Source organism: Muribacter muris (assembly GCF_001038205.1).
Lineage (GTDB): Bacteria > Pseudomonadota > Gammaproteobacteria > Enterobacterales > Pasteurellaceae > Muribacter > Muribacter muris.
Map to the genome: position 1 here is coordinate 23,171 of NZ_JWIZ01000048.1, position 21,573 is coordinate 44,743.

At 40.9% G+C, this 21,573-nt stretch carries 21 protein-coding genes; 20 read left to right on the forward strand and 1 reads right to left on the reverse strand.

The genetic code is table 11. The features are described from left to right. Window positions 1-14 precede the first annotated feature (14 nt). Entirely contained in the window at window positions 15-998 is a 984-nt protein-coding gene (epmA, locus tag RO21_RS07945) for an elongation factor P--(R)-beta-lysine ligase (protein WP_047977264.1), read from the reverse strand. Between the two features lie 114 nt (window positions 999-1,112). On the opposite strand from epmA, the gene RO21_RS07950 reads away from it, so the two are divergent. From RO21_RS07950 to RO21_RS08045, 20 genes are all read left to right on the forward strand, one after another. Then, window positions 1,113-2,597, forward strand: a complete 1,485-nt coding sequence (locus RO21_RS07950) for a TrkH family potassium uptake protein (RefSeq protein WP_047977265.1) — start codon at window positions 1,113-1,115, stop codon at window positions 2,595-2,597. A gap of 295 nt (window positions 2,598-2,892) precedes the next feature. Beyond that, window positions 2,893-3,522 carry an acetyltransferase gene (locus RO21_RS07955; RefSeq protein ID WP_047977266.1) on the forward strand — a complete coding sequence of 210 codons (630 nt, stop codon included), beginning with the start codon at window positions 2,893-2,895 and terminating at the stop codon, window positions 3,520-3,522. After that, window positions 3,523-4,563 (forward strand): N-acetylneuraminate synthase, encoded by a 1,041-nt coding sequence (neuB, locus tag RO21_RS07960; RefSeq protein ID WP_047977267.1) that lies wholly within the window; start codon window positions 3,523-3,525, stop codon window positions 4,561-4,563. Between the two features lie 15 nt (window positions 4,564-4,578). Further along, window positions 4,579-5,844 (forward strand): cytidylyltransferase domain-containing protein, encoded by a 1,266-nt coding sequence (locus tag RO21_RS07965; protein ID WP_047977268.1) that lies wholly within the window; start codon window positions 4,579-4,581, stop codon window positions 5,842-5,844. Continuing rightward, the gene (gene neuC / locus RO21_RS07970) at window positions 5,844-7,016 is read left to right on the forward strand and encodes a UDP-N-acetylglucosamine 2-epimerase (RefSeq protein WP_047977269.1); all 1,173 of its coding nucleotides are present in this window, start codon (window positions 5,844-5,846) and stop codon (window positions 7,014-7,016) included. The genes RO21_RS07965 and neuC overlap by 1 nt, the downstream gene beginning before the upstream one ends. Before the next feature lie 2 nt (window positions 7,017-7,018). Beyond that, complete coding sequence (locus tag RO21_RS13650) at window positions 7,019-7,531, forward strand: serine O-acetyltransferase (RefSeq protein WP_047977270.1); 513 nt, start codon at window positions 7,019-7,021, stop codon at window positions 7,529-7,531. 15 nt (window positions 7,532-7,546) lie between these two features. Continuing rightward, on the forward strand, window positions 7,547-8,482 hold the full coding sequence (locus RO21_RS07980; RefSeq protein ID WP_047977271.1) for a glycosyltransferase family 52: 936 nt from the start codon (window positions 7,547-7,549) through the stop codon (window positions 8,480-8,482). A gap of 3 nt (window positions 8,483-8,485) precedes the next feature. Then, entirely contained in the window at window positions 8,486-9,550 is a 1,065-nt protein-coding gene (locus RO21_RS07985) for an EpsG family protein (protein ID WP_047977272.1), read from the forward strand. An 11-nt stretch (window positions 9,551-9,561) separates the two neighbouring features. Next, window positions 9,562-10,551: a glycosyltransferase family 2 protein gene (locus RO21_RS07990; protein ID WP_047977273.1), complete on the forward strand. Its 990-nt coding sequence runs from the start codon at window positions 9,562-9,564 to the stop codon at window positions 10,549-10,551. A gap of 16 nt (window positions 10,552-10,567) precedes the next feature. Then, window positions 10,568-11,380 (forward strand): glycosyltransferase, encoded by an 813-nt coding sequence (locus RO21_RS07995; protein WP_047977274.1) that lies wholly within the window; start codon window positions 10,568-10,570, stop codon window positions 11,378-11,380. A 12-nt stretch (window positions 11,381-11,392) separates the two neighbouring features. After that, a complete protein-coding gene (locus RO21_RS08000) occupies window positions 11,393-12,661 on the forward strand; it encodes a sugar transferase (RefSeq protein WP_047977275.1) in 1,269 nt (422 codons plus the stop codon). A 3-nt stretch (window positions 12,662-12,664) separates the two neighbouring features. Continuing rightward, window positions 12,665-13,729 (forward strand): dTDP-glucose 4,6-dehydratase, encoded by a 1,065-nt coding sequence (gene rfbB, locus RO21_RS08005; RefSeq protein WP_047977276.1) that lies wholly within the window; start codon window positions 12,665-12,667, stop codon window positions 13,727-13,729. Between the two features lie 118 nt (window positions 13,730-13,847). Continuing rightward, on the forward strand, window positions 13,848-14,615 hold the full coding sequence (ubiE, locus tag RO21_RS08010; RefSeq protein WP_047977277.1) for a bifunctional demethylmenaquinone methyltransferase/2-methoxy-6-polyprenyl-1,4-benzoquinol methylase UbiE: 768 nt from the start codon (window positions 13,848-13,850) through the stop codon (window positions 14,613-14,615). A gap of 284 nt (window positions 14,616-14,899) precedes the next feature. Next, window positions 14,900-15,433, forward strand: a complete 534-nt coding sequence (gene napF / locus RO21_RS08015; RefSeq protein WP_047977278.1) for a ferredoxin-type protein NapF — start codon at window positions 14,900-14,902, stop codon at window positions 15,431-15,433. Then, the gene (locus RO21_RS08020) at window positions 15,426-15,689 is read left to right on the forward strand and encodes a chaperone NapD (RefSeq protein WP_047977279.1); all 264 of its coding nucleotides are present in this window, start codon (window positions 15,426-15,428) and stop codon (window positions 15,687-15,689) included. The genes napF and RO21_RS08020 overlap by 8 nt, the downstream gene beginning before the upstream one ends. Before the next feature lie 38 nt (window positions 15,690-15,727). After that, window positions 15,728-18,211: a nitrate reductase catalytic subunit NapA gene (gene napA / locus RO21_RS08025; RefSeq protein ID WP_047977280.1), complete on the forward strand. Its 2,484-nt coding sequence runs from the start codon at window positions 15,728-15,730 to the stop codon at window positions 18,209-18,211. Between the two features lie 72 nt (window positions 18,212-18,283). Beyond that, window positions 18,284-19,201 carry a ferredoxin-type protein NapG gene (gene napG / locus RO21_RS08030; RefSeq protein ID WP_047977281.1) on the forward strand — a complete coding sequence of 306 codons (918 nt, stop codon included), beginning with the start codon at window positions 18,284-18,286 and terminating at the stop codon, window positions 19,199-19,201. Continuing rightward, a complete protein-coding gene (gene napH, locus RO21_RS08035; protein ID WP_047977282.1) occupies window positions 19,201-20,085 on the forward strand; it encodes a quinol dehydrogenase ferredoxin subunit NapH in 885 nt (294 codons plus the stop codon). Before napG ends, napH begins: the two co-directional genes overlap by 1 nt. A 22-nt stretch (window positions 20,086-20,107) precedes the next feature. Then, window positions 20,108-20,539: a nitrate reductase cytochrome c-type subunit gene (locus tag RO21_RS08040; protein ID WP_047977283.1), complete on the forward strand. Its 432-nt coding sequence runs from the start codon at window positions 20,108-20,110 to the stop codon at window positions 20,537-20,539. 20 nt (window positions 20,540-20,559) lie between these two features. After that, window positions 20,560-21,147: a cytochrome c3 family protein gene (locus tag RO21_RS08045; protein ID WP_047977284.1), complete on the forward strand. Its 588-nt coding sequence runs from the start codon at window positions 20,560-20,562 to the stop codon at window positions 21,145-21,147. The last annotated feature ends 426 nt before the right edge of the window (window positions 21,148-21,573 follow it).

Here is a 21,573-nt window from a genome sequence, read left to right on the forward strand (position 1 = left end):
TTTCTCCTTTATTATTAAGCGCGTTCGACACCGAACGCCATTACTTCATCAATACGCTCGGCGTTCATTGCAATCATCAATAGGCGATCCACCCCTAACGCAACGCCGGAACAGTTGGGAATCCCCGCCTGCAATGCGGCTAAAAAACGGTGATCCAATGCTTGTGGCGACAGCCCCATTTCGTTGCGTTGTTGATTATCTAATTCAAAACGGCGTATTTGCTCTTTGGCATCGCTCAATTCATGAAAACCGTTGGCAAGCTCCAAACCTTTGTAGTAAAACTCAAACCGTTCGGCAACCCGATGATCTTCACTGCTGATTTGTGCCAGTGCCGCTTGGCTGGCAGGAAAATGATACACTGCGGTCGGACGTTCCCGACCAATATTGGCTTCGACCACTTCGCTGAATAAAAATTGCAATAGCGTGTCCCGTTGCTCATTTTCCTCACATTGCAACCCGTGGTCACAGGCTTTGGCGAGCAGTTGCGCTTTAGTCGCCGAGAGGGGATCTAAACCGACATAGGTTTGGAAAACAAACTGATAACTGTACGATTCCGCCGGTTCGCAATCCAAAATCTGTTGGAGTAGATCGTCCACTTCGTTAATCAACCGATACATATCGAAAAATGGGCGATACCACTCCAGCATTGTAAACTCTGGGTTATGGCGGCTGCCCGCTTCCTCGTTACGAAACACCCGACATAATTGAAAAATCGGCCCGCTGCCGCTTGCTAGCAAACGTTTCATATGGTATTCGGGACTGGTGATCAAATGCAGTGTTTTCGCTTGGCTGGCAAACGGCGATAAAAATTGGGTGTGAAAGGTGGAAAGATGCACATCCGTTACCGAAAATTCACTCATCGCTGGCGTTTCCACTTCCAACACGCCACGATCGGTAAAAAACTGGCGGATATCAGCGATAATCTTAGCTCGTTTAATCAAATTTTGGATCGAGGCGGACGGCTTCCAACTCAAGGCTTCACTTTGTAAATTTTCCATTCAATTTGACCGCTTGTTTAATAAAAATCAGCAAATGATTATAGCAAATCTTATTTGACTACGCTAAAAAGGTGAGTACCATTATCCCGCTATAATTAGAACTGAGGAGAAAACGTGCAATTTTTTTCCATTATCCGCATCGTGGGTATTTTAGTGATGAGTTTCTCGTTTGCGATGCTCCTACCGGCATTTGTGGCATTGCTATACGGTGATGGCGGCGGGCGGGCGTTTGTCGAGGCGTTTTTGCTCAACTTTAGTGTCGGGGCGGGGCTATGGTGGTTCTGTCGGCATTCCCGCCAACCGTTGCGAGCCAGAGAAGGCTTTCTGATTGTTGTGCTATTTTGGGTCGTACTCGGCTTGCTCGGTGCAGTGCCGTTTATTTTATTAGACAACCCCGATCTCAACTTTTCGGCATCTATTTTTGAGTCTTTTTCAGGTCTGACCACCACTGGCGCAAGTGTGATTAACGATTTGGATTCACTGCCTAAATCGCTCCTATTTTACCGCCAATTTTTACAATGGTTAGGCGGAATGGGAGTTATCGTATTGGCGATAGCTATTATTCCCTTTCTCGGCATTAACGGTATGCAACTTTACCGTGCAGAAATGTCCGGGCCGTTTAAAGAGCAAAAAATGCGTCCCCGCATTGCTGAAACCGCTAAAATTCTATGGCTGATCTATTTATCACTCACTATTTTGTGTTCCTTAGCATTTTGGATTGCCGGAATGAGTGGTTTTGATGCTCTTACGCATAGTTTCGCTGTCATTGCACTCGGTGGTTTTTCCACTCACAGTGCCAATATCGGTTATTTTGATAGTGATGCCATTAATTACATCACCGTATTCTTTTTACTGATTGCATCCTGTAATTTTGCCTTACATTTCTCGGTATTTGAACAATTTAGCGGTCGTTACCGAGGGCAACCTAAATATAAAATCTTCAAACCCTATTGGCAGGACTACGAATTTCGTTTCTTCCTATTACTTCAGTTATGCCTTTTTCTGATCTGTATGGGGGTATTTGGGATCTATAATTACTTTGAAAGCGGTAATATCTCAGTTTCAGCAGCGGCTTTACAGCTCATTTCCATTACCACAACAACCGGTTTTTCGACCAGTAATGTAAGCCTCTGGCCTTCCCTTTTACCGATTCTGATCCTGTTAGCTTCGTTTATCGGCGGCTGTGCAGGCTCAACCAGCGGTGGCTTAAAAATGTTTCGTGTCTTATTGCTGATCTTACAAGGCAGACGGGAAATTCATCGTTTTATCCACCCGAATGTGATTCAACCAATCAAACTCGGTAAACATATTTTATCGGAACGTATCGTAGAAGGTATCTGGGCGTTTTTTGCCGCCTATTTCTTTGTGTTTGTCGTCTGCTGGTTAATCACGATTGCCTGCGGAATGCAACCTCTAGATGCATTCAGTGCTGTCATCGCCAGTTTGAATAATGTCGGGATTGGATTAGGATCTGTCAGCGATAACTTTGCCTCCGTACCTGATAGCGCCAAATGGGTACTGGCATTTGCTATGGTATGCGGCCGCTTAGAAGTGTTTACACTCTTGGTTATCCTCAGCCCGACTTTTTGGAAAGATTAAAGATACAAATGATTAGTGACCCATTCTTTCTTCAACATCCCTGATGTTGTTGTAAAATTAGCTAATAAATATCTATAATTAGAAATTTGTATACGATATAATACACGACTAAGCGATTAAATTGGCTTTAATAGTCTCTAACAACTTCAAGTCAAGGCTCTACTTCTTTATAACCCCAAAAAGAGTAATTTAAGGTATATTGATACTCACTTATGAAAGTAAATTTAAAGTATAATGGTCTTCTATTTTTTACGTTTGTTCTAAATCTATAGAAAACAATCACTTTTATCTAATAATGAAACAAAAAGTTATTCTTATCGGCGCAGGCGGCTATGCAAAATCGGTGCTGGATTCGTTAGATCCCGAGCAATTTGAGTTTTGCGGGTTTATTGATAATTTTAAGCCGGTCGGGACATTGCATTTGGGGTTTCCGATTTTAGCGGATACGATCGAGCACTTTAATGAGCGGGCGCATTATCACTATTTTATTAGTATTGGTAATAATACGCATCGGTTGGATAAATTTTTAACCCTGCAAAAATACGGTTGTTCGCTCATCAATGTGGTCGATAGCAGTGCGGTGGTATCCCGTTTTGCTTCGCTCGGTACGGGCGTTTTTGTCGGGAAAATGGCGATTATCAACAGTGGCGTTACGGTCGGGGATAATGTGATTGTGAATACCAAAGCCTTGATTGAGCACGGTTGCCAAGTGGGTAATCACAGCAATATTTCCACAAATACGACACTAAACGGCGATGTGATTGTCGAAGATTATTGTTTTGTTGGCAGTTCATCTGTCGTAACCGGTCAGTTGCGGGTTGGCGAAAGTGCGATTGTGGGCGCTGGTGCGGTCGTGATTCGGAATGTCGAACCGAGAACGGTAGTTGCCGGTGTACCGGCAAAATTGATTAAGGAAATGAAATAGATGTCAAAGGTATTTATTGTGGCGGAGATCGGCTGTAATCATAACGGCGATCCGCAATTAGCGAAAAAAATGGTGGACGTTGCCAAGGCGTGCGGCGTAGATGCGGTAAAATTTCAAACCTTCAAAGCGGATAAATTGATTTCAAAATACGCACCGAAAGCGGAATATCAAAAAGTTACAACCGGCACGGCGGATAGTCAGTTGGAGATGACCCGCAAATTAGAGTTGCCGTATGAGGAATTTATCAAGTTAGAAGCCTATGCTCGTTCGCTTGGGCTGGCAGTGTTTTCCACGCCGTTTGATTTTGAATCCATAGATTTTTTAGCCGCTCAACAACAAAAAGTATGGAAAATTCCGTCTGGTGAACTCACCAATTTACCCTATTTGGAGAAAATTGCACGCTTGCCGATCGCCGATAAAACCATTGTGATTTCAACGGGAATGGCTACGATTGAGGAAATCAACGCTGCTCTCAAGGTGTTGGAAGATAACGGGGTGGCAAAACAAGCGATCACAATTTTGCACTGCAATACCGAGTACCCGACGCCGTACGAAGATGTCAATCTCAATGCGTTTCATCATTTAAAACGTGAGTTTGGCGAGTATCGCCTCGGCTTTTCCGATCATTCAGCCGGTTATTTTGCCGGTATTGCCGCCGTGCCGTACGGTATCACCTTTATTGAAAAGCATTTTACTCTCGACAAAAATTTTGAGGGACCGGATCACAAAGCCTCTGTTACTCCTGACGAGTTGACATTATTGTGCGAAGGTATTCGGGCTGTGGAAAAAGCCCTTGGGTCAGTGGAAAAATTGGTTACAGCCTCCGAAGCAAAAAATAAAATTGTGGCACGCAAATCCATTATTGCCGCCCGCCCGATTAAAAAAGGGGAGATGTTTACTACTGAAAATTTGACGACTAAACGTCCCGGCAACGGCATTAGCCCGATGTATTGGTATGACATATTAGGGAAAGCGGCGGAGCAGGATTTTGAAGAAGATCAACTGATTCAAGACAGCCGTTTTGACAATCAACCGGTTTAGCAAGCGGTCGGCACAATGAAAAAAATTGCAATTATTACCGCACGGTCAGGCTCGAAAGGGCTGCCGAATAAAAATGTACTGTTGGTTAATGGGAAGCCTTTGATGGCTTATTCAATTGAAGCGGCAATTGAATCGGCGATGTTCGACAAAATTATCGTCAGTACCGACTCACAGGAATATATCGACCTGCTTTCCCATTACCCGATAGACTTTATCAAACGTGCCGAGCATCTTGCCGGCGATAAAGCCAGCTCGTTTGTGGTGATTGAAGATGTATTGCAACAGTATCACGCCCTCGCATTTGACTACTTTATGTTGTTACAACCGACTTCACCGCTGCGTACGGCAACCCATATTCGTGAAGCCTGTGAGAAATTTGAGCAGAACAGCGAACGGTTCGATTTTTTGGTGTCGGTATCCGATGCCCATAAACCGACCACCCTCACCCGTGTGATTGAGGAAGACGAAACACTCAAGCATTTTCAACTGGATTATTCCAATTATGCCCGCCAACAATATCACCCAGAATACTCCCCGAATGGTGCAATATTTGTGGCAAAACCGACCGCTTACCTGCGTCAAAAACACTTTTATGGGGAAAAATGTTTGGCGTACTTTATGGATAAAGCGGTGTCGGTGGATATTGACGATCGGCTGGATTTCGACTATTTCTACTTTCTGATTCAGCAACAGCATAAAGAAGCACTGTTGTTGGAAAATATCCGGAAAGAGATTCACTACAAACAGGCATCTTTTCATCAGCCGAGCGATATCACCTTTATCGGACATTCCCAACTGGCACAGTGGTATATTGAAAGTCTGAATGGTCAAACCGTCAATAACTTGGCGATTTCCGGCATTACCGCCACTCAATATCGGGAATTGATTTTGCAAAATAACGCACCGATACTGGGTGACAAAGTGGTGATTTGGCTTGGTATCAACGATTTAAGACGAGCAGGAACGACCCTTGAAAATGCCGTGCAAGCGGTATCTGCGGTGGTGGAACGGGTTAAACAGCTCAACCCAAATGCGACCCTTTACTGCTTGGAATGTTTGAAAACCGTGTTCCGAGTGGATTGCGATAATCGCTTGATCAGTGAATTTAACCGCCAAATTCAGCCAAAGTTGGCAGCATTAGGGGCAAACTTTGTCCCGTTGAATAGTGCTTTTGAAGACGGCTACGGCAAATTAAATCCGCAATACAGCAATGACGGCTTACACCTAAATGCACAAGGCTATACCTTACTGCAGCAGATGTTGGAAAAGGTGATTCAATAATGAAAAAAGTCGCATATATTACCGGTTCACGGGCAGAATACGGCATTGTTAAGCGTTTACTGAAACGGTTGGCGGACGATTCAAGCATTGATTTTTCACTGGTGGTAACTGCAATGCACCTTGATGCACAGTACGGGCATACCGTTGATCAAATCGAGCGGGACGGCTTTGCCATTGCTGCGCGTATTCCGATGACTCTCGACAGCCAAAATAACCAAACTATTTTAGCCTCAATGGCAGAGTGTTTGGCAAAATTCGGCGCACATTTTCAGCAATGCCTCTATGACGCTGTAATTGTATTGGGCGATCGTTACGAAATGTTGGCGGTCGCGATTGCCGCCGCGATGCACAATATACCGTTGGTACATCTGCACGGCGGGGAGCAAACCTTAGGGAATTACGATGAATTTATCCGCCATTCCATCACTAAAATGGCAAAATTGCATTTAACTGCCACCGAAAGCTATCGCCAGCGGGTGATCCAACTGGGCGAGCCGTCGGAGACGGTTAAAAATGTCGGATCATTAGGAGCGGAAAACAGCCTGATGCTCGACCTACCGAGTAAAACCGCCCTGATGGCACAACTAGGCATACCGAATCAGCCGTATTTTTTGGTGGTATTTCACCCCGAAACGCTCAACGCTCAACCGGTTTTGGCGCAGGTTGAAGCACTCTTAGCGGCATTGGATAAGTTTAAAGATCGTTACCGGTTTGTGTTTATCGGTTCAAATGCGGATACCCATTCCGATCAAATTTTCCAGCGTTTTCATCACTATACCCAAACTAACGGTTTTGCCTTTTTCACCTCGGTCAAACCGGAACAATATTTAGCACTGATTAAATATTCTCAAGGACTGATTGGTAACAGTTCGTCTGGTTTACTGGAGGCCCCGTCCTGCCAAGTGGGGACGGTCAATATCGGCAATCGCCAACAAGGGCGGGTACGAGGTGAAAGTGTTATTGATGTTGACACAGCTACTCAAGGGATTATTCAAGGGATTGAAACCTTGTTATCTGCCGAGTTTCAGCAACGGCTACCACAAATGGTTAATCCTTATTACCAAGCCAATGCGATGGAAAAAGCGTTTGAAGCGATCAAAGCCTTTTTAGACGATCCGAAGAAAGATCAACCGAAAGGGTTTTATGATCTACGCCCTGTATGTGAGGAGTAATTATGAAAAAATTCAAAACTATTATCCGAAAATTATTTTTACCGAGTATCAGTGAAAGCCTAAATTACTCAATAAAAATAATGCAATTCTTTTTTAAGAAGAAAATAAAATACCAAGATCATAAATTACGGTATTACTTCTATTCTATAATGGCATTCCTAGCCCACAAAAGAATATATTATAAATACTCCTGCGATATAACGCCAAGCTGCCAACTAGGAAGTGTCATATTTAGACATCCACTAGGCATTGTCATTGGTGGAGGTGCTATACTTGCAGATAATGTAATTATTCATCAAAATGTAACCTTCGGAGCGTTAAGATTTGATGAAATAGAGAGAAGAGGCATTGATTGTAACCAAGTAATAGGAGAGAATACCATTATTTGTGCTGGTGCTAAAATACTCGGAGATATTACCATCGGTAGAAATTGCATTATTGGTGCAAATGCTGTTGTAACAAAAAGCTTTCCTGATAATTCTGTGATTGTTGGAGTCAATAAACTAATTAGATAAAATTAGGAATAAAATATGGATATATATGTATGCTTAACCCCTTTACAAATATTAATTGCCAATTATATAATTAACAACAATAAAACAAATTGTGAAGTTTTAATCCTAACATATATTAATAACGATAAATATAAATTTTATCTAAATAAATTAAAAAAGAATATATATGTTAAAAATGCAGAAATAATTCTATTAGAAAACACTTCATTTATTAATAGAATAAAAACTTTTATAAAAATTAGATCTAGGATAAATAAAACTAAAAAAATATATAATGACATTTATATATCTAGCATAGATAATTTCTATATTCATTACATTTTAGATAGAATAAAATTCAATAAAATATTTACATTTGACGATGGTACTGCGAATATCATTAAGAATAGCTTCTTCTACAAAAAATCAAGTACAATCAGCATAATTGGAAGAAAAGTATTAAATATAAAATGGGATATTAATACTATAAAAAGAAATAGTAATAAACACTTTACTATTTATAATAATCTAGAAAATATTATTTCTAACGTAGAATTTATTGATATATTTAGTCCTAAAAATACAGTTTCTGTTATTAAAGATATTCACATATTTCTAGGACAACCTTTTAAAGACGACTACGCAAGTGTCGATATCTATAATAAGCTTGTTAATAAATTAAATAAGAAAATGCAATATTATCCACACCCTAGAGAAACTGGCATAGAATTTAAGATAGATCCAAATAATCTTATATATAGTAATCTCATTATTGAAGAATATATAGAGTCTCTTTTAAAAAAAGGTATTGTAGTTAATTTATATACTATATCAAGTTCAGCAGGATTTAATCTTTACTATTCAAAGAATGTAAACGTACTATTTATATTTTCATCCAGAATAGATAAAGAGGTTTCCAACATTTACAATCTAATAAAACAAAAAAAACTAGCTAACATAAATTTGGATTAGAAAATGAACTCACTTCTCATCTACAATAGTGTCATTTTATCCCCCTTTTTACTTTTATTATCTAAACAAAAAGGTGGGAAAAATATAGATAATATACTATTATGTACTGTAACAATATATGTAATAGCTATATCAGCAATCAGATACCATGTTGGTACTGATTTTCCGTCCTATGAAGAAATTTTCTTAGACCCTGAATCACATGATAGAATAGAAATTGGTTTTATCGGATTAATAAAAATATTAAAATTATTTTCAGATGATCCACAAATCTTATTTCTGGTTACAAGTATGATCATTTACTACCCTATAGTAAAATTATACAAAACATATGAATCAGTGGCTTTCATCATATGCTGGTTCTTAATTTTTTATTTTCCTAGTCTTAATCAAATTAGACAGGTAATAGCTATCACTATTTTAACTTATTCGATAAAACATATTAATAACTTTAAAAGCTACATCTTATTAATTCTAGTTGCATCTTCTTTTCATATTACAGGTTTCATAGGTATTTTGTTTATCTTATTAAGAAAAATATATATTAGATATATTTTTATTTTAATGTTAATTTCACCTTTATTTATATATGTACACATTACTAACATTCTAGCTAATTTACCTATAATTAGAGATAGTTATTATATTTTTTACCTTATTGATGAAAATATATATGCAGGTTCCCAAACATTATCATTTGGCGGAATATTTAGACTCGTTATACCATTTTTATTTGTATACATATATAGAATAAATAAGTCACCACATATTATACTGATAAAAAATGCTCTTTTAATATACACAATACTATATTTTTTATCTATAAATTTTTATATTCTATATAGAGTATACTCTATTTTTCAAATATTTATACCTATTGCTTGTATATATTTAATTAAAGATAAAAAATATAAACTATTAGTATACCTATATATAATAATTCTTATAATTATTTTCCAAAAAAATATTTTTGAACAGTCTATAAGCTCAGTAATAGGAAATTCAATCTACCCTTATCAAACCATTTTTACGGAAAACCCTGAAACTATTAATAAAATTAATTATTAGAGGTCTATTTTATGAGTTCAAGTAATATATTAATTTCAGTTATTGTACCAATATATAATGTTGAAAAATATCTACAAAAATGTATAGAAAGTATAATAGAACAGTCTTATACAAATCTAGAGATCATCTTAGTCAATGACGGCTCAAAGGATAGCTCTCCACAAATATGTGATAAATATGCTAAAAAAGATAGTAGAATAAAAGTTATCCATAAAGAAAATGGAGGCCTAAGTGATGCAAGAAATAAAGGGCTTGAAGTTGCAACTGGTGATTTTATTTCTTTTATTGATAGCGATGATTTCATAGAAAAAGATTTGTACAATAATTTCCAACAAATTCTGTCTACTTATCCAAAGCTTGATATTTACATATTTAACTTAAATAAACAAACCAAGTCAAGCTGGATAAAATGTCATTCCGTCTTACAATCTCACTATACAGAAAATAAAACACAAGTTCTATCTTATATATTTGACTTAAATGGTGTTGATTCTTATGCCTGGAATAAAATTTTTAGACGTTCCTTATTTCAAGAGTATAACTTATTTTTCCCTAAAGGGAAATTATACGAAGATGTATTCACTATTCCTAGAATAATATCAAAATCTAGAAAAATCTTTATAGATAATAAAGTCGGATATAATTATGTTTTTAATCATTCAGGTATAATGAGAGCAGACTTCTCACTTAGACAATTAGATAATATTCAACAGAGGGAACTTTTATTGAACCTTATTAAAAGTGAGTATCCTATAATTTACTATAAAGCATTAAATAAGCTTCTAGATGGCATACTATCTACAAGTTATAAATTATCATTATCTAATAAAAATAATATCTATAACAAAGGGTTAAATGAAATTAAAAATTATATAAAAACCTATAAAAAAGATTTCCTAACCAACTCTAATATTTCTATAATAAAAAAATTGGCATTATGCTTGCTTATATTTAACATAAAGCTATATGGATTAACATATAAAATATATCTTAACAAATAATCAGCGAAATTTTACTATGAAATTTTCAGTACTAATATCCTTATACAATAAAGAAAAAAAAGAATATCTTATCTCTTGTTTAAATAGCCTAAAAATACAAACCTATCCTTCTGATGAGATTATTATTGTATTTGATGGTCCTATTAGGTATGATTTGGAACAAATAATAATAGACTATCAAAAAGATTTACCTATAAAAATAGTCAAATTATCCTACAATGTAGGATTGGGTAAAGCTCTCAATGAAGGGTTAAAACATTGTACTAACGAATGGGTCTTTAGAATGGATACAGATGATATATGCTTACCTGACCGCTTTCAAAAACAAATAGAATACATAGAACAAAATCCTACTGTTGTTTTGCTAGGCACTCAAGCAAAAGAGTTCAATGGAAATATGTTCAAGGAAATTGCTACAAAAAAAGTACCAATTAACAAAAATGAGATTTATCATTTTGCTAAAAAACGAAATCCCTTTAATCATATGACCGTTGCGTACAAAAAATCTATTATTCATCAAGTCGGAGGATATTGTCATCATATGTATATGGAAGATTATAATCTTTGGCTAAGAATTATTGCCTATGGATATGAAGTACATAATTTACCCGAAGTTCTTGTGAATGTAAGATCAGGGATTGGGATGTATGGAAGAAGAAATGGAATTGAATATATTAAAAGCGAGTATAAATTAACTAATTTAAAAGTAAACTTGAAATTGCAATCTCGTTCTTTTGCCTATTTCTATTTTATATTACGTACTCTCCCTAGACTCTTACCCCCAAAAGTATTAGGGAAATTCTATCAACTAATAAGAAAATTTAAATAAAAGGAAATCTAAATGGAAATTTATAATAAAAAGAGATATTCACGTTGGTACGAGCGTATTTTTTTTAGTACCACGATTCAAAGTTGTTTAGGTGTTTTTATATCATCATTACTCCCCGCATTTATAATGTGGGAAGATAAATGGCAAGTAGATACTCGTTCTAATACAATTATTGTAACCTCACTAACGTTTATCTTTATTGCTTTAACACTACGCATTTTAATGAAATACCCTGGAAATAAATCAAGTAGTTTTATTATTTCCAGCGTAATAGTTTGGTATTTTATTGCACTAACTATATTGACTATTTTTCGCTTAGATTACTCAAACTTACTTTTAGGTATCAGCTTTTTTCTAACAAGCCTATTCTGTTTTATAGGATATTTTCTCTCTAGAAACTGGATCATTCCTAAAATTGCTTATATCCCGTTGGGAAAAGCAAAAAACATTCACACCATTAAAAACGTCGAATGGATTCAGCTAATAGAACCTAATTTAGGTATAAGACGAATTAACGCAATTGCCGTTGATTTACATTCACCAGAATTAACAGCAGTATGGCAAAGTTTCTTAGCTAAATGCACCTTAAACGGTATTCCTGTTTATAATGTAAGGCAATTGGAAGAATCTTTAACGGGGCGTGTAAAAATTCGTCATATGTATGAAAATGACTTAGGTTCACTGTTACCATCCCCAATATATTCATTAGTGAAGCGCCTAATGGATATTGTTTTAATTATAGCGACTTTCCCGATTACTCTCCCCATTATGGCAATTACAGCGGTTGCTATTCGATTAGAAAGTGAAGGTGGTGCACTATTCATTCAAAAACGTGTTGGACAAGGTGGAAAAGAATTTACTATTTATAAATTTAGAAGTATGTGCCACGATTCAGAGAAAAACGGCGCTCAATTTGCCTCGGCAAATGATATGCGGGTAACCCATATTGGTAAATTTATCCGGAAAACCCGTATTGATGAGCTCCCTCAATTCTTTAACGTGCTGAAAGGCGATATGAGTTTAATAGGACCTCGTCCAGAGCAAAAAAACTTTGTCGATAAATTTGAAGAAAAAATTCCGTTTTATAACTATCGTCATATCGTCAAACCAGGCATTTCAGGCTGGGCGCAAGTTGTTCAAGGCTACGCTGCAGATGTAGACGACACACAAGTAAAAGTGGAACACGATTTTTACTATATCAAACATTTTTCTTTGTGGTTGGATATTTTAATTATATTCAAAACATTAAAAACAATGTTCACAGGGTTTGGCGCCAGATAGCGTATGCTCAATATTCTCATCACAGGCGGAGCAGGCTTTATTGGCTCCGCCGTTATTCGGTATATTATTAATTATACTCAAGACGCCGTTATCAATGTTGATAAACTCACCTATGCAGGTAATTTATCCTCTCTAAATGCTGTTTCAAATCGCCCTCGCTATCGATTTGAGCAAGTCGATATCATTGATAGAACTGCCCTAGAACGTATCTTTAATCAATACCAACCCGATGCGGTAATGCACTTAGCTGCGGAAAGCCACGTTGATCGCTCAATAGACAGACCTTCTGCTTTTATTGAAACCAATATTCTCGGCACTTATACCCTATTAGATATAGCACGAACCTATTGGCATAATTTACCACAACAAAAAAAAGCAACCTTTCGTTTCCATCATATTTCAACCGATGAAGTATATGGCGATTTAACACACCACCAGCCGCCCTTTACTGAAGCTTCGCCTTATGCGCCGAGTAGTCCTTATTCTGCGTCCAAGGCAGCAAGCGATCATCTAGTACGCGCTTGGCATAGAACCTATGGCTTACCAATAATCATAACAAATTGTTCAAATAATTATGGCCCGTTCCAATTTCCCGAAAAATTGATTCCGTTGATGATTTTAAACGCCTTAAAGGGCAAAAAACTGCCTATTTATGGCAATGGATTACAAACTCGCGATTGGCTGTTTGTCGAAGATCACGCCTATGCGCTCTACGAGGTGCTTACAAAAGGTAAAGTGGGTGAAACCTATAATATCGGCGGTAATAACGAGAAAACCAACCTTGAGGTTATCTATACTCTTTGCGAACTATTGGAAGAGCTCGTTCCCAATAAACCTGCCGGTTTAAACAAATACACAGATTTAATGACATTTGTTGCCGATCGCCCAGGGCACGATATTCGCTATGCTATTGATGCAACCAAAATTCATAATGAATTAGGTTGGAAGCCACAAACTTCCTTTGCATCCGGTATGCGTAAAACCGTGGAATGGTATTTAAACAATCAAGAATGGTGGGAACGCATTCTGGATAGCTCTTATCATTTAGCTTATAAGGGAAACTGCTGATTACTGTCCCAAATCGTCCAAATAGATACAGCTAAAACCGCATATTTTGCAAATTATTAAGGAAATCCAACCGCTTTTTTGTTAAGGTATGCTTAAATTTTTCTGATCTCTGAATAAAATGAACGAATTTGAATCGACATCTTCCCAAGAAACAACCCACTTTGGCTTTAAAACTGTGGCGAAAGAGCAGAAGCAACAGTTAGTTGCCAATGTATTTCACAGCGTTGCCGGTAAATACGATTTAATGAACGACTTGCTCTCGTTTGGTATTCATCGGGTCTGGAAGCGCTTTACCATTGATTGTAGCGGGGTGCGTAAAGGGCATAAAGTGTTGGATTTAGCCGGTGGCACGGGGGATTTCAGTGCAAAATTTTCCCGCATTGTCGGCGAAAACGGGCAAGTGATTTTAGCGGATATCAATAGCTCGATGCTTGAGGTCGGTCGGGAAAAATTACGTAATTTAGGCGTAGTCGGCAATCTCAGTTATGTACAAGCCAATGCAGAGTGTCTGCCCTTTGCGGACAACAGTTTCGACTGCGTAGTTATCAGCTTTGGTCTGCGTAATGTTACCGATAAAGACAAAGCACTCCGCTCAATGTTCCGTGTGTTAAAGCCGGGCGGGCGGTTACTGGTATTGGAATTTTCCAAACCGATTATCGATCCGATCAGCCAGCTCTACAATTTCTATTCCTTCAATATCTTGCCGAAAGTCGGCGAAGTGGTAGTGAACGATGCGGAAAGCTATCGCTATTTGGCGGAATCTATCCGAATGCACCCAAAACAAGACGAGCTGAAAGCGATGATGGAAAATGCCGGCTTTGAAAGTGTCAGTTATTACAATTTAAGTGCCGGTATTGTCGCTCTGCATCGGGGCTATAAATTTTAACCTCACCCTGTGTCAGAACATTTTCCAATAACATTGGCAATGCGATGTATCCGTAACAGACAATTTTGCCCATAATTTATGGGCATTAGTCTATCCCCACCGCTTATTTAATATCGATTTTAATCCGCTCTATACTATCCAAAGCACGACTTTCTACTCTTCCTCTTTCATATTTTTTGATTACTATCAAATTAACAGTAATTAACCTTTTATGACAATTTCACAACATTTGCGAAATGCTATAATAGGTAGCCTTGATACCCTACTGTTTTTGTAAACCATTTTTGACAGATTCAACCGATGTTTCGCTCTCACGCCGCCACTTTTTGCATGGTCATTTTTTAGATGCACTCAAGAGTGAACAAGTTAAGCAGCAAGGTTATCAGACCATTCGGGCGCCTTGGACAAAATTAGCCGATTTTTTCACACAATGCACCGCTTGTAGCCGTTGTATAGATGTATGTGAAATGCACATTTTGGTGAAAGGGGGCGATGGTTATCCTCAAGTAGATTTTACAAGCGGTCGGGGAGAGTGCAGTTTTTGCAAAGCCTGCGTGAATGTGTGTGAAGTCGAAGTGTTTCGCTCAACCAATGAAGAACCTTGGCAACACAGGGTTGAAATTCAGCCCCAATGTTTAACACAGCAGCGGATTGAATGTCGCAGTTGTGAAGACAGTTGCGAACAACGCGCTATTCGCTTTAAACGTCAGGCGGGTGGCATTGCAACGCCGCAATTAGTGTTGGAGGCGTGTAACGGTTGCGGCGCTTGCCTTTCGATTTGCCCGAACCAAGCAATCAAAATTTTACATAATGAGTAATGAATTAGACAACTGGTATGTCGCAAGCCTTGTGGTGCAAGTCAAACCCACCAAAATTGCGGCGGTTAAACACGCTTTGAGCGAACAAGTCGGCACGGAAATTCACGCTGAAAACAGTGCGGAAGGCAAACTGGTGGTGGTGATGGAAGCCGATTTTCAACCGGACTTGGTCAAAAGAATGGACGCTATCAAAGAGATTGACGGGGTGATTGCCGTGTCATTCATTTACAGTTATCAGGACGAGCCGCACCTTTAACCTGCGGTTATGATTACCTATTATTTGTGGGGAATAGTATGAAACTCAATCGCCGAGATTTTATGAAAACCAATGCCGCCGTGGCTGCCGCAGCCGCAGCGGGCATTGCGATTCCGGTCAAAAACGTCTATGCGGACGATACCGGTATTAAGTGGGATAAAGCACCTTGTCGCTTTTGTGGCACAGGGTGCAGTGTATTGGTCGGGACAAAAGACGGGCGTGTCGTTGCCACCCAAGGCGATCCCGATGCGGACGTAAACCGTGGTTTAAACTGTATCAAAGGCTACTTCCTTTCCAAAATTATGTACGGAAGCGACCGCTTGACCGCCCCGATGTTGCGAATGAAAGACGGTAAATTTGACAAAAACGGCGAATTTACCCCGATTTCGTGGGATCAGGCGTTCACCATTATGGCGGACAAAGTCAAAGCGATTATTAAAGCCAAAGGGCCGAATGCGGTCGGTATGTTTTCATCCGGTCAATCCACGATTTACGAAGGCTATGCGAAGGTAAAATTGTGGAAAGGCGGTTTCCGTTCCAACACCATTGACCCGAATGCCCGCCACTGTATGGCATCGGCGGCGGTGGCGTTTATGCGTACCTTTGGAATGGACGAACCGATGGGCTGTTATAACGATATTGAGAAAGCCGATGCCTTTGTGCTTTGGGGTTCAAATATGGCGGAAATGCACCCGATTTTATGGTCTCGCATCTCTGACCGCACGCTCTCGAATAAAGAGGTGAAAGTGGCGGTACTTTCCACCTACGAACACCGTTCATTTGAACTGGCGGATATGCCAATCATCTTCCACCCGCAATCCGACTTGGCAATTTTAAACTACATTGCCAACTACATTATCCAAAACGATAAAGTTAATTGGGATTTCGTCAATAAACATACCAAATTCAAACGGGGCGAAACGGATATCGGTTACGGCTTACGTCCGGAGCATCCGTTACAACAAGCAGCGAAAAACGCGAAAACCGCAGGAAAAATGTATGACAGCGATTTTGAAGAGTTTAAGAAAATCGTTGCCCCTTATACCCTCGACGAAGCGCATCGCATTTCCGGCGTGCCGAAAGATCAACTGGAAAGTTTAGCCAAACTCTACGCTGATCCGGAGAAAAACATCGTCTCCTATTGGACAATGGGCTTTAACCAGCATACACGCGGCGTATGGGTGAACCATATGATGTACAACGTTCACCTGCTCACCGGCAAAATTGCCAAACCGGGCTGCGGACCGTTCTCGCTGACCGGTCAGCCGTCCGCTTGCGGTACGGCGCGTGAAGTGGGCACGTTCGTCCATCGCTTACCGGCGGATATGGTCGTAACCAATCCGAAACACCGTGAAATCGTGGAGAAATCCTGGAAACTCCCTACCGGTACGATTCCGACCGAAATCGGCTACCACGCCGTTGCCCAAGACCGTGCGTTAAAAGATCGCAAACTCAGCTTCTTGTGGACAATGTGCACCAACAATATGCAGGCAGGCCCAAATATCAACCAAGAACGCTTGCCGGGCTGGCGTGATCCGGAAAACTTTATTGTAGTTTCCGACCCTTATCCGACCGCTTCCGCCCTGTCTGCCGATCTGATTTTACCGACTTCAATGTGGGTTGAAAAAGAGGGCGGCTACGGCAATGCGGAACGCCGCACGCAACTTTGGCGACAACAGGTAAAAGGGCCGGGCGAATCCCGTTCTGACCTATGGCAAATTGTGGAATTTGCGAAATATTTCAAAGTTGAAGAGGTATGGAGCGAAGAATTACTTGCCCAAATGCCGCAATACCGTGGTAAAACCTTGTATGACGTACTTTACCGCAACGGTCAAGTGGATAAATTCCAAGTGCCGACCGATATTCCTAGCTATCTCAACGACGAAGCCGAGCATTTCGGTTTCTATCTCCAAAAAGGCTTATTTGAAGAATACGCCGACTTCGGACGTGGGCACGGACACGACTTAGCCGATTTTGACACCTATCACCAAGTACGCGGTTTACGCTGGCCGGTGGTAGATAACAAAGAAACCTTGTGGCGTTACCGTGAAGGCTTTGACCCTTACGTCAAAGCAGGCGAAGAAGTACACTTCTACGGCAATGCGGACGGCAAAGCGGTAATTCTCGGCGTGCCTTACGAGCCGCCTGCGGAAGCACCAGATGCCGACTATGATTTATGGCTCTGTACCGGGCGTGTGCTTGAACATTGGCACACCGGCACAATGACCCGCCGTGTGCCGGAATTACACAAATCGTTCCCGAATAACCTCGTATGGATGCACCCGACCGATGCCCAAAAACGTGGCTTACGCCACGGGGATAAAGTGAAAGTGATTTCGCGTCGTGGCGAGATGATTTCCCACTTGGATACCCGTGGGCGTAATAAGTGTCCGGAAGGCTTGGTCTATTCCACCTTCTTTGATGCAGGGCAGTTAGTGAATAAAACTACCCTTGATGCAACGGATCCGATTTCCTTTGAAACCGACTTCAAAAAATGTGCGGTTAAAGTGGTAAAAGCCTAATGATTTGCCCCTTGAATACGAGGGGCAAAGCAAGCGGTCTGATCAGCGCAATTTTTTGCAAAAGGGAATGAAATGAAACTGAACCCTGCTCGGCGTCAATTTCTTAAAAATGCGACCCGCACGGCAGCGGGCGTATGCGGTGCCGGTATTATTTTAGGGCTACAACAAAGCCAAAGTCTCGCACGAGAAGGCGTTGCCTTACGCCCGCCGGGTGCTTTGGCAGAAAAGGACTTTACCCGTGCCTGCACGCGTTGCGGGCAGTGTGTGCAGGCTTGCCCCTACGATATGTTGCACCTTGCCTCGCTACTTTCACCAGTGGAAGCCGGCACGCCTTATTTCGTGGCACGGGATAAACCGTGCGAAATGTGCGAGGACATTCCTTGTATGAATGCCTGCCCTTCCGGTGCGTTATCAGGCTTGGAAAATATCAACCAAGCCCGTATGGGATTGGCCGTGCTGCTCGATCACGAAACTTGCCTCAACTGGCAAGGCTTACGCTGTGATGTCTGTTATCGGGTCTGCCCGCTGATTGATAAAGCCATCACCCTTGAGCGGGTGCATAACGATCGCACCGCAATTCACGCCAAGCTCATTCCGACCGTGCATTCCGATGCCTGCACCGGCTGCGGTAAGTGTGAGCAAGCCTGCGTACTGGAAGAAGCGGCGATCAAGGTGCTACCGATGGATCTGGCAAAAGGAATGCTCGGCAGACACTATCGCTTAGGTTGGCAGGAAAAGCAAAATGCGGGGCAATCGTTGATTGAAAAACAGCACCCGAACGGTTTTAAAACAATGGAGGCGCGTATGCCGCAAGGAATGCACGAGCCGAGCTACCAGCCAATGCAGGTCAAGCCGGATATAAAAACCGCTACGCCTAATCGGGCAAGTTACGATTATGTGCCAAATCCAACCACAGTGGCAGAACCGACCTTAAATCCTGTGGGATTAGATATGCACATTCCGAGCCAACTCCAACAAGGAGGGCAGTAATGGCAGCAGTCAATTCACCGAAAACAGCGGGATTGGAAGCACGCCAAACACTCGGCTGGTGGCGGGCTTACCGCTTTTTAATCCTACGCCGCTTCAGCCAACTCGGCATTATTTTAATGTTTTTGAGCGGCCCGTTTTGGAATGTGTGGATTTTAAAAGGCAATTATAGCGGCAGCACATTATTGGAGACGCTCCCGATGAGCGATCCGCTTATTACGTTGGAAAGTCTTGCCGCAGGTTATCTGCCAAGTTGGCAAACATTACTGGGGGCGGCAATTATCGTTTTATTTTATGCTGTTATCGCCAGTAAAGCCTTTTGCAGTTGGGTTTGCCCGCTCAATATGGTTACCGACTTAGCCGCTTGGCTGAGACGCAAATTGGGGATTCGTAGCTCGGCAAAATTGCCTCGTCATACACGCTATGTGCTACTTGCCATCATTTTGCTCGGCAGTGCGGCAAGCGGCACGCTGGTGTGGGAGTGGCTTAATCCGGTTGCTGCCTTAGGTCGAGCTTTTGTCTTCGGGTTAGGTGCGACTCTTTGGTTGGTTTTAGCGGTTTTTCTGCTGGATTTATGGGTTGTCGAACACGGCTGGTGCGGACATCTCTGCCCAATTGGTGCGACCTATGCACTCATCGGTTCAAAAAGTATTCTGCGGGTAAACGTGATTGATCGCAAGCGTTGTGATCGTTGTATGGATTGCTATCACGTCTGCCCCGAACCGCAGGTGCTACGCAAGCCCCTACACGGCGAGACAAGCGATAGCCCAATTGTACTGTCAAAAGATTGTATTAGCTGCGGACGTTGTATTGATGTCTGCGCTGAAAAAGTTTTTGCCTTTGGAACACGCTTTCAAGGCAATATTCGTGTGAAAAATCTCTCTTAAATTCAAGAGAATGGAGTGAACAATGAAAAATTATCTTGCCCTCTTTTTAACGGCAATCGCCGGTATTGCCGTTGCTCAAACACCGGTTCACGTTGGCTCAAGTTTAAAAGATGCTGCAGAAAATGTTACGCCGGAATTTACCAACCCGCTCAAAGATGCGGAAAGTATTCCCACGACTTTCCCTCACCAACCGCCCCTTGTACCGCATAGTATCCGTGGTTTACAAGTAACGAAAAATGTCAATCAATGCCTTGGCTGCCACGGCGTTGAAATTTCCAAAACCACCGGCGCACCGCGTGTACCGAAAAGCCACTTTATGACGAGAGACGGGCAAATGCTCGACAATGAATCGCCACGCCGTTACTTCTGCTTGCAGTGCCACGTTCAGCAAGCAAACGTTAATCCGATTGTACAAAATAAATTTGACACTATTCGTCAAACTCAAACCAAATAAGGAAGGTCAAAATGTTTAAACTGATTAAGAAATTTTGGAACTGGTTTAAAACGCCAAGTAAAATCGGCATCGGCTTTCTGATTTTAATCTCGGCAATCGGTGGTATTGTCTTTTGGGGAGGCTTTAACGCCGGCTTGGAATACACCAACACGGAAGAATTTTGTTCCAGTTGCCATATGAATGACGTTGTGCCGGAGTACAGAGCCTCTGCTCACTACTCCAACCGCAGCGGTGTAAAAGCTATCTGCTCGGACTGCCACTTGCCACACGAATTTATTCCGAAATGGACGCGTAAAATCGAAGCGGCAAAAGAAGTCTATGCCCACCTCACCGGTAAAGTGGACACCAAAGAGAAATTTGAGGCACACCGTTTAGAAATGGCACAACGTGAATGGGCAAGAATGAAAGCGAACAACTCTCAAGAGTGCCGCAACTGCCATAACTTCACCGATATGGACTTCACCCAACAAAAACGGGTTGCCGTGCAAATGCACCAAATGGCAGAAAAAGAGGGCAAAACCTGTATCGACTGCCACAAAGGGATCGCTCACCAATTACCGAATATGCACGGTATCAAATCGGGTTACGAAAGCAAAAAGCCTGAATAATCCACTGATAAAAAATCTGCCCAATCGGGCAGATTTTTTTATGCCTGACAAGCGGCAGAATTGTTGTTATTTTTTACAAAAAAGCATTATGATGCCCCAACTTTACCACCAGATACATTGCCTTTAATCATATCCCTAAACGACCTACCGTACCGAGTAGAAAAATAGAGCCTATTTGGACAAATCGGTTAAATAGCCTGAAAAATATATTTACACTTTATTTAACTCTCACCTTAAGAGGTTAAAATGAGCACAAAACCATTTAAAGATCCTTTACAAGCGGTCGGTTTTAAGCGGATATTTGCAAAATCTTTCAACATTATGTATGTAGTTGCACAAAGTTGTTTTTTGTTCGCTTGTAGGGACACACTGCGTGTGTCCGGATTTTAAGCTATTGAAATAATTTGATTTTTATAAAGGACACAC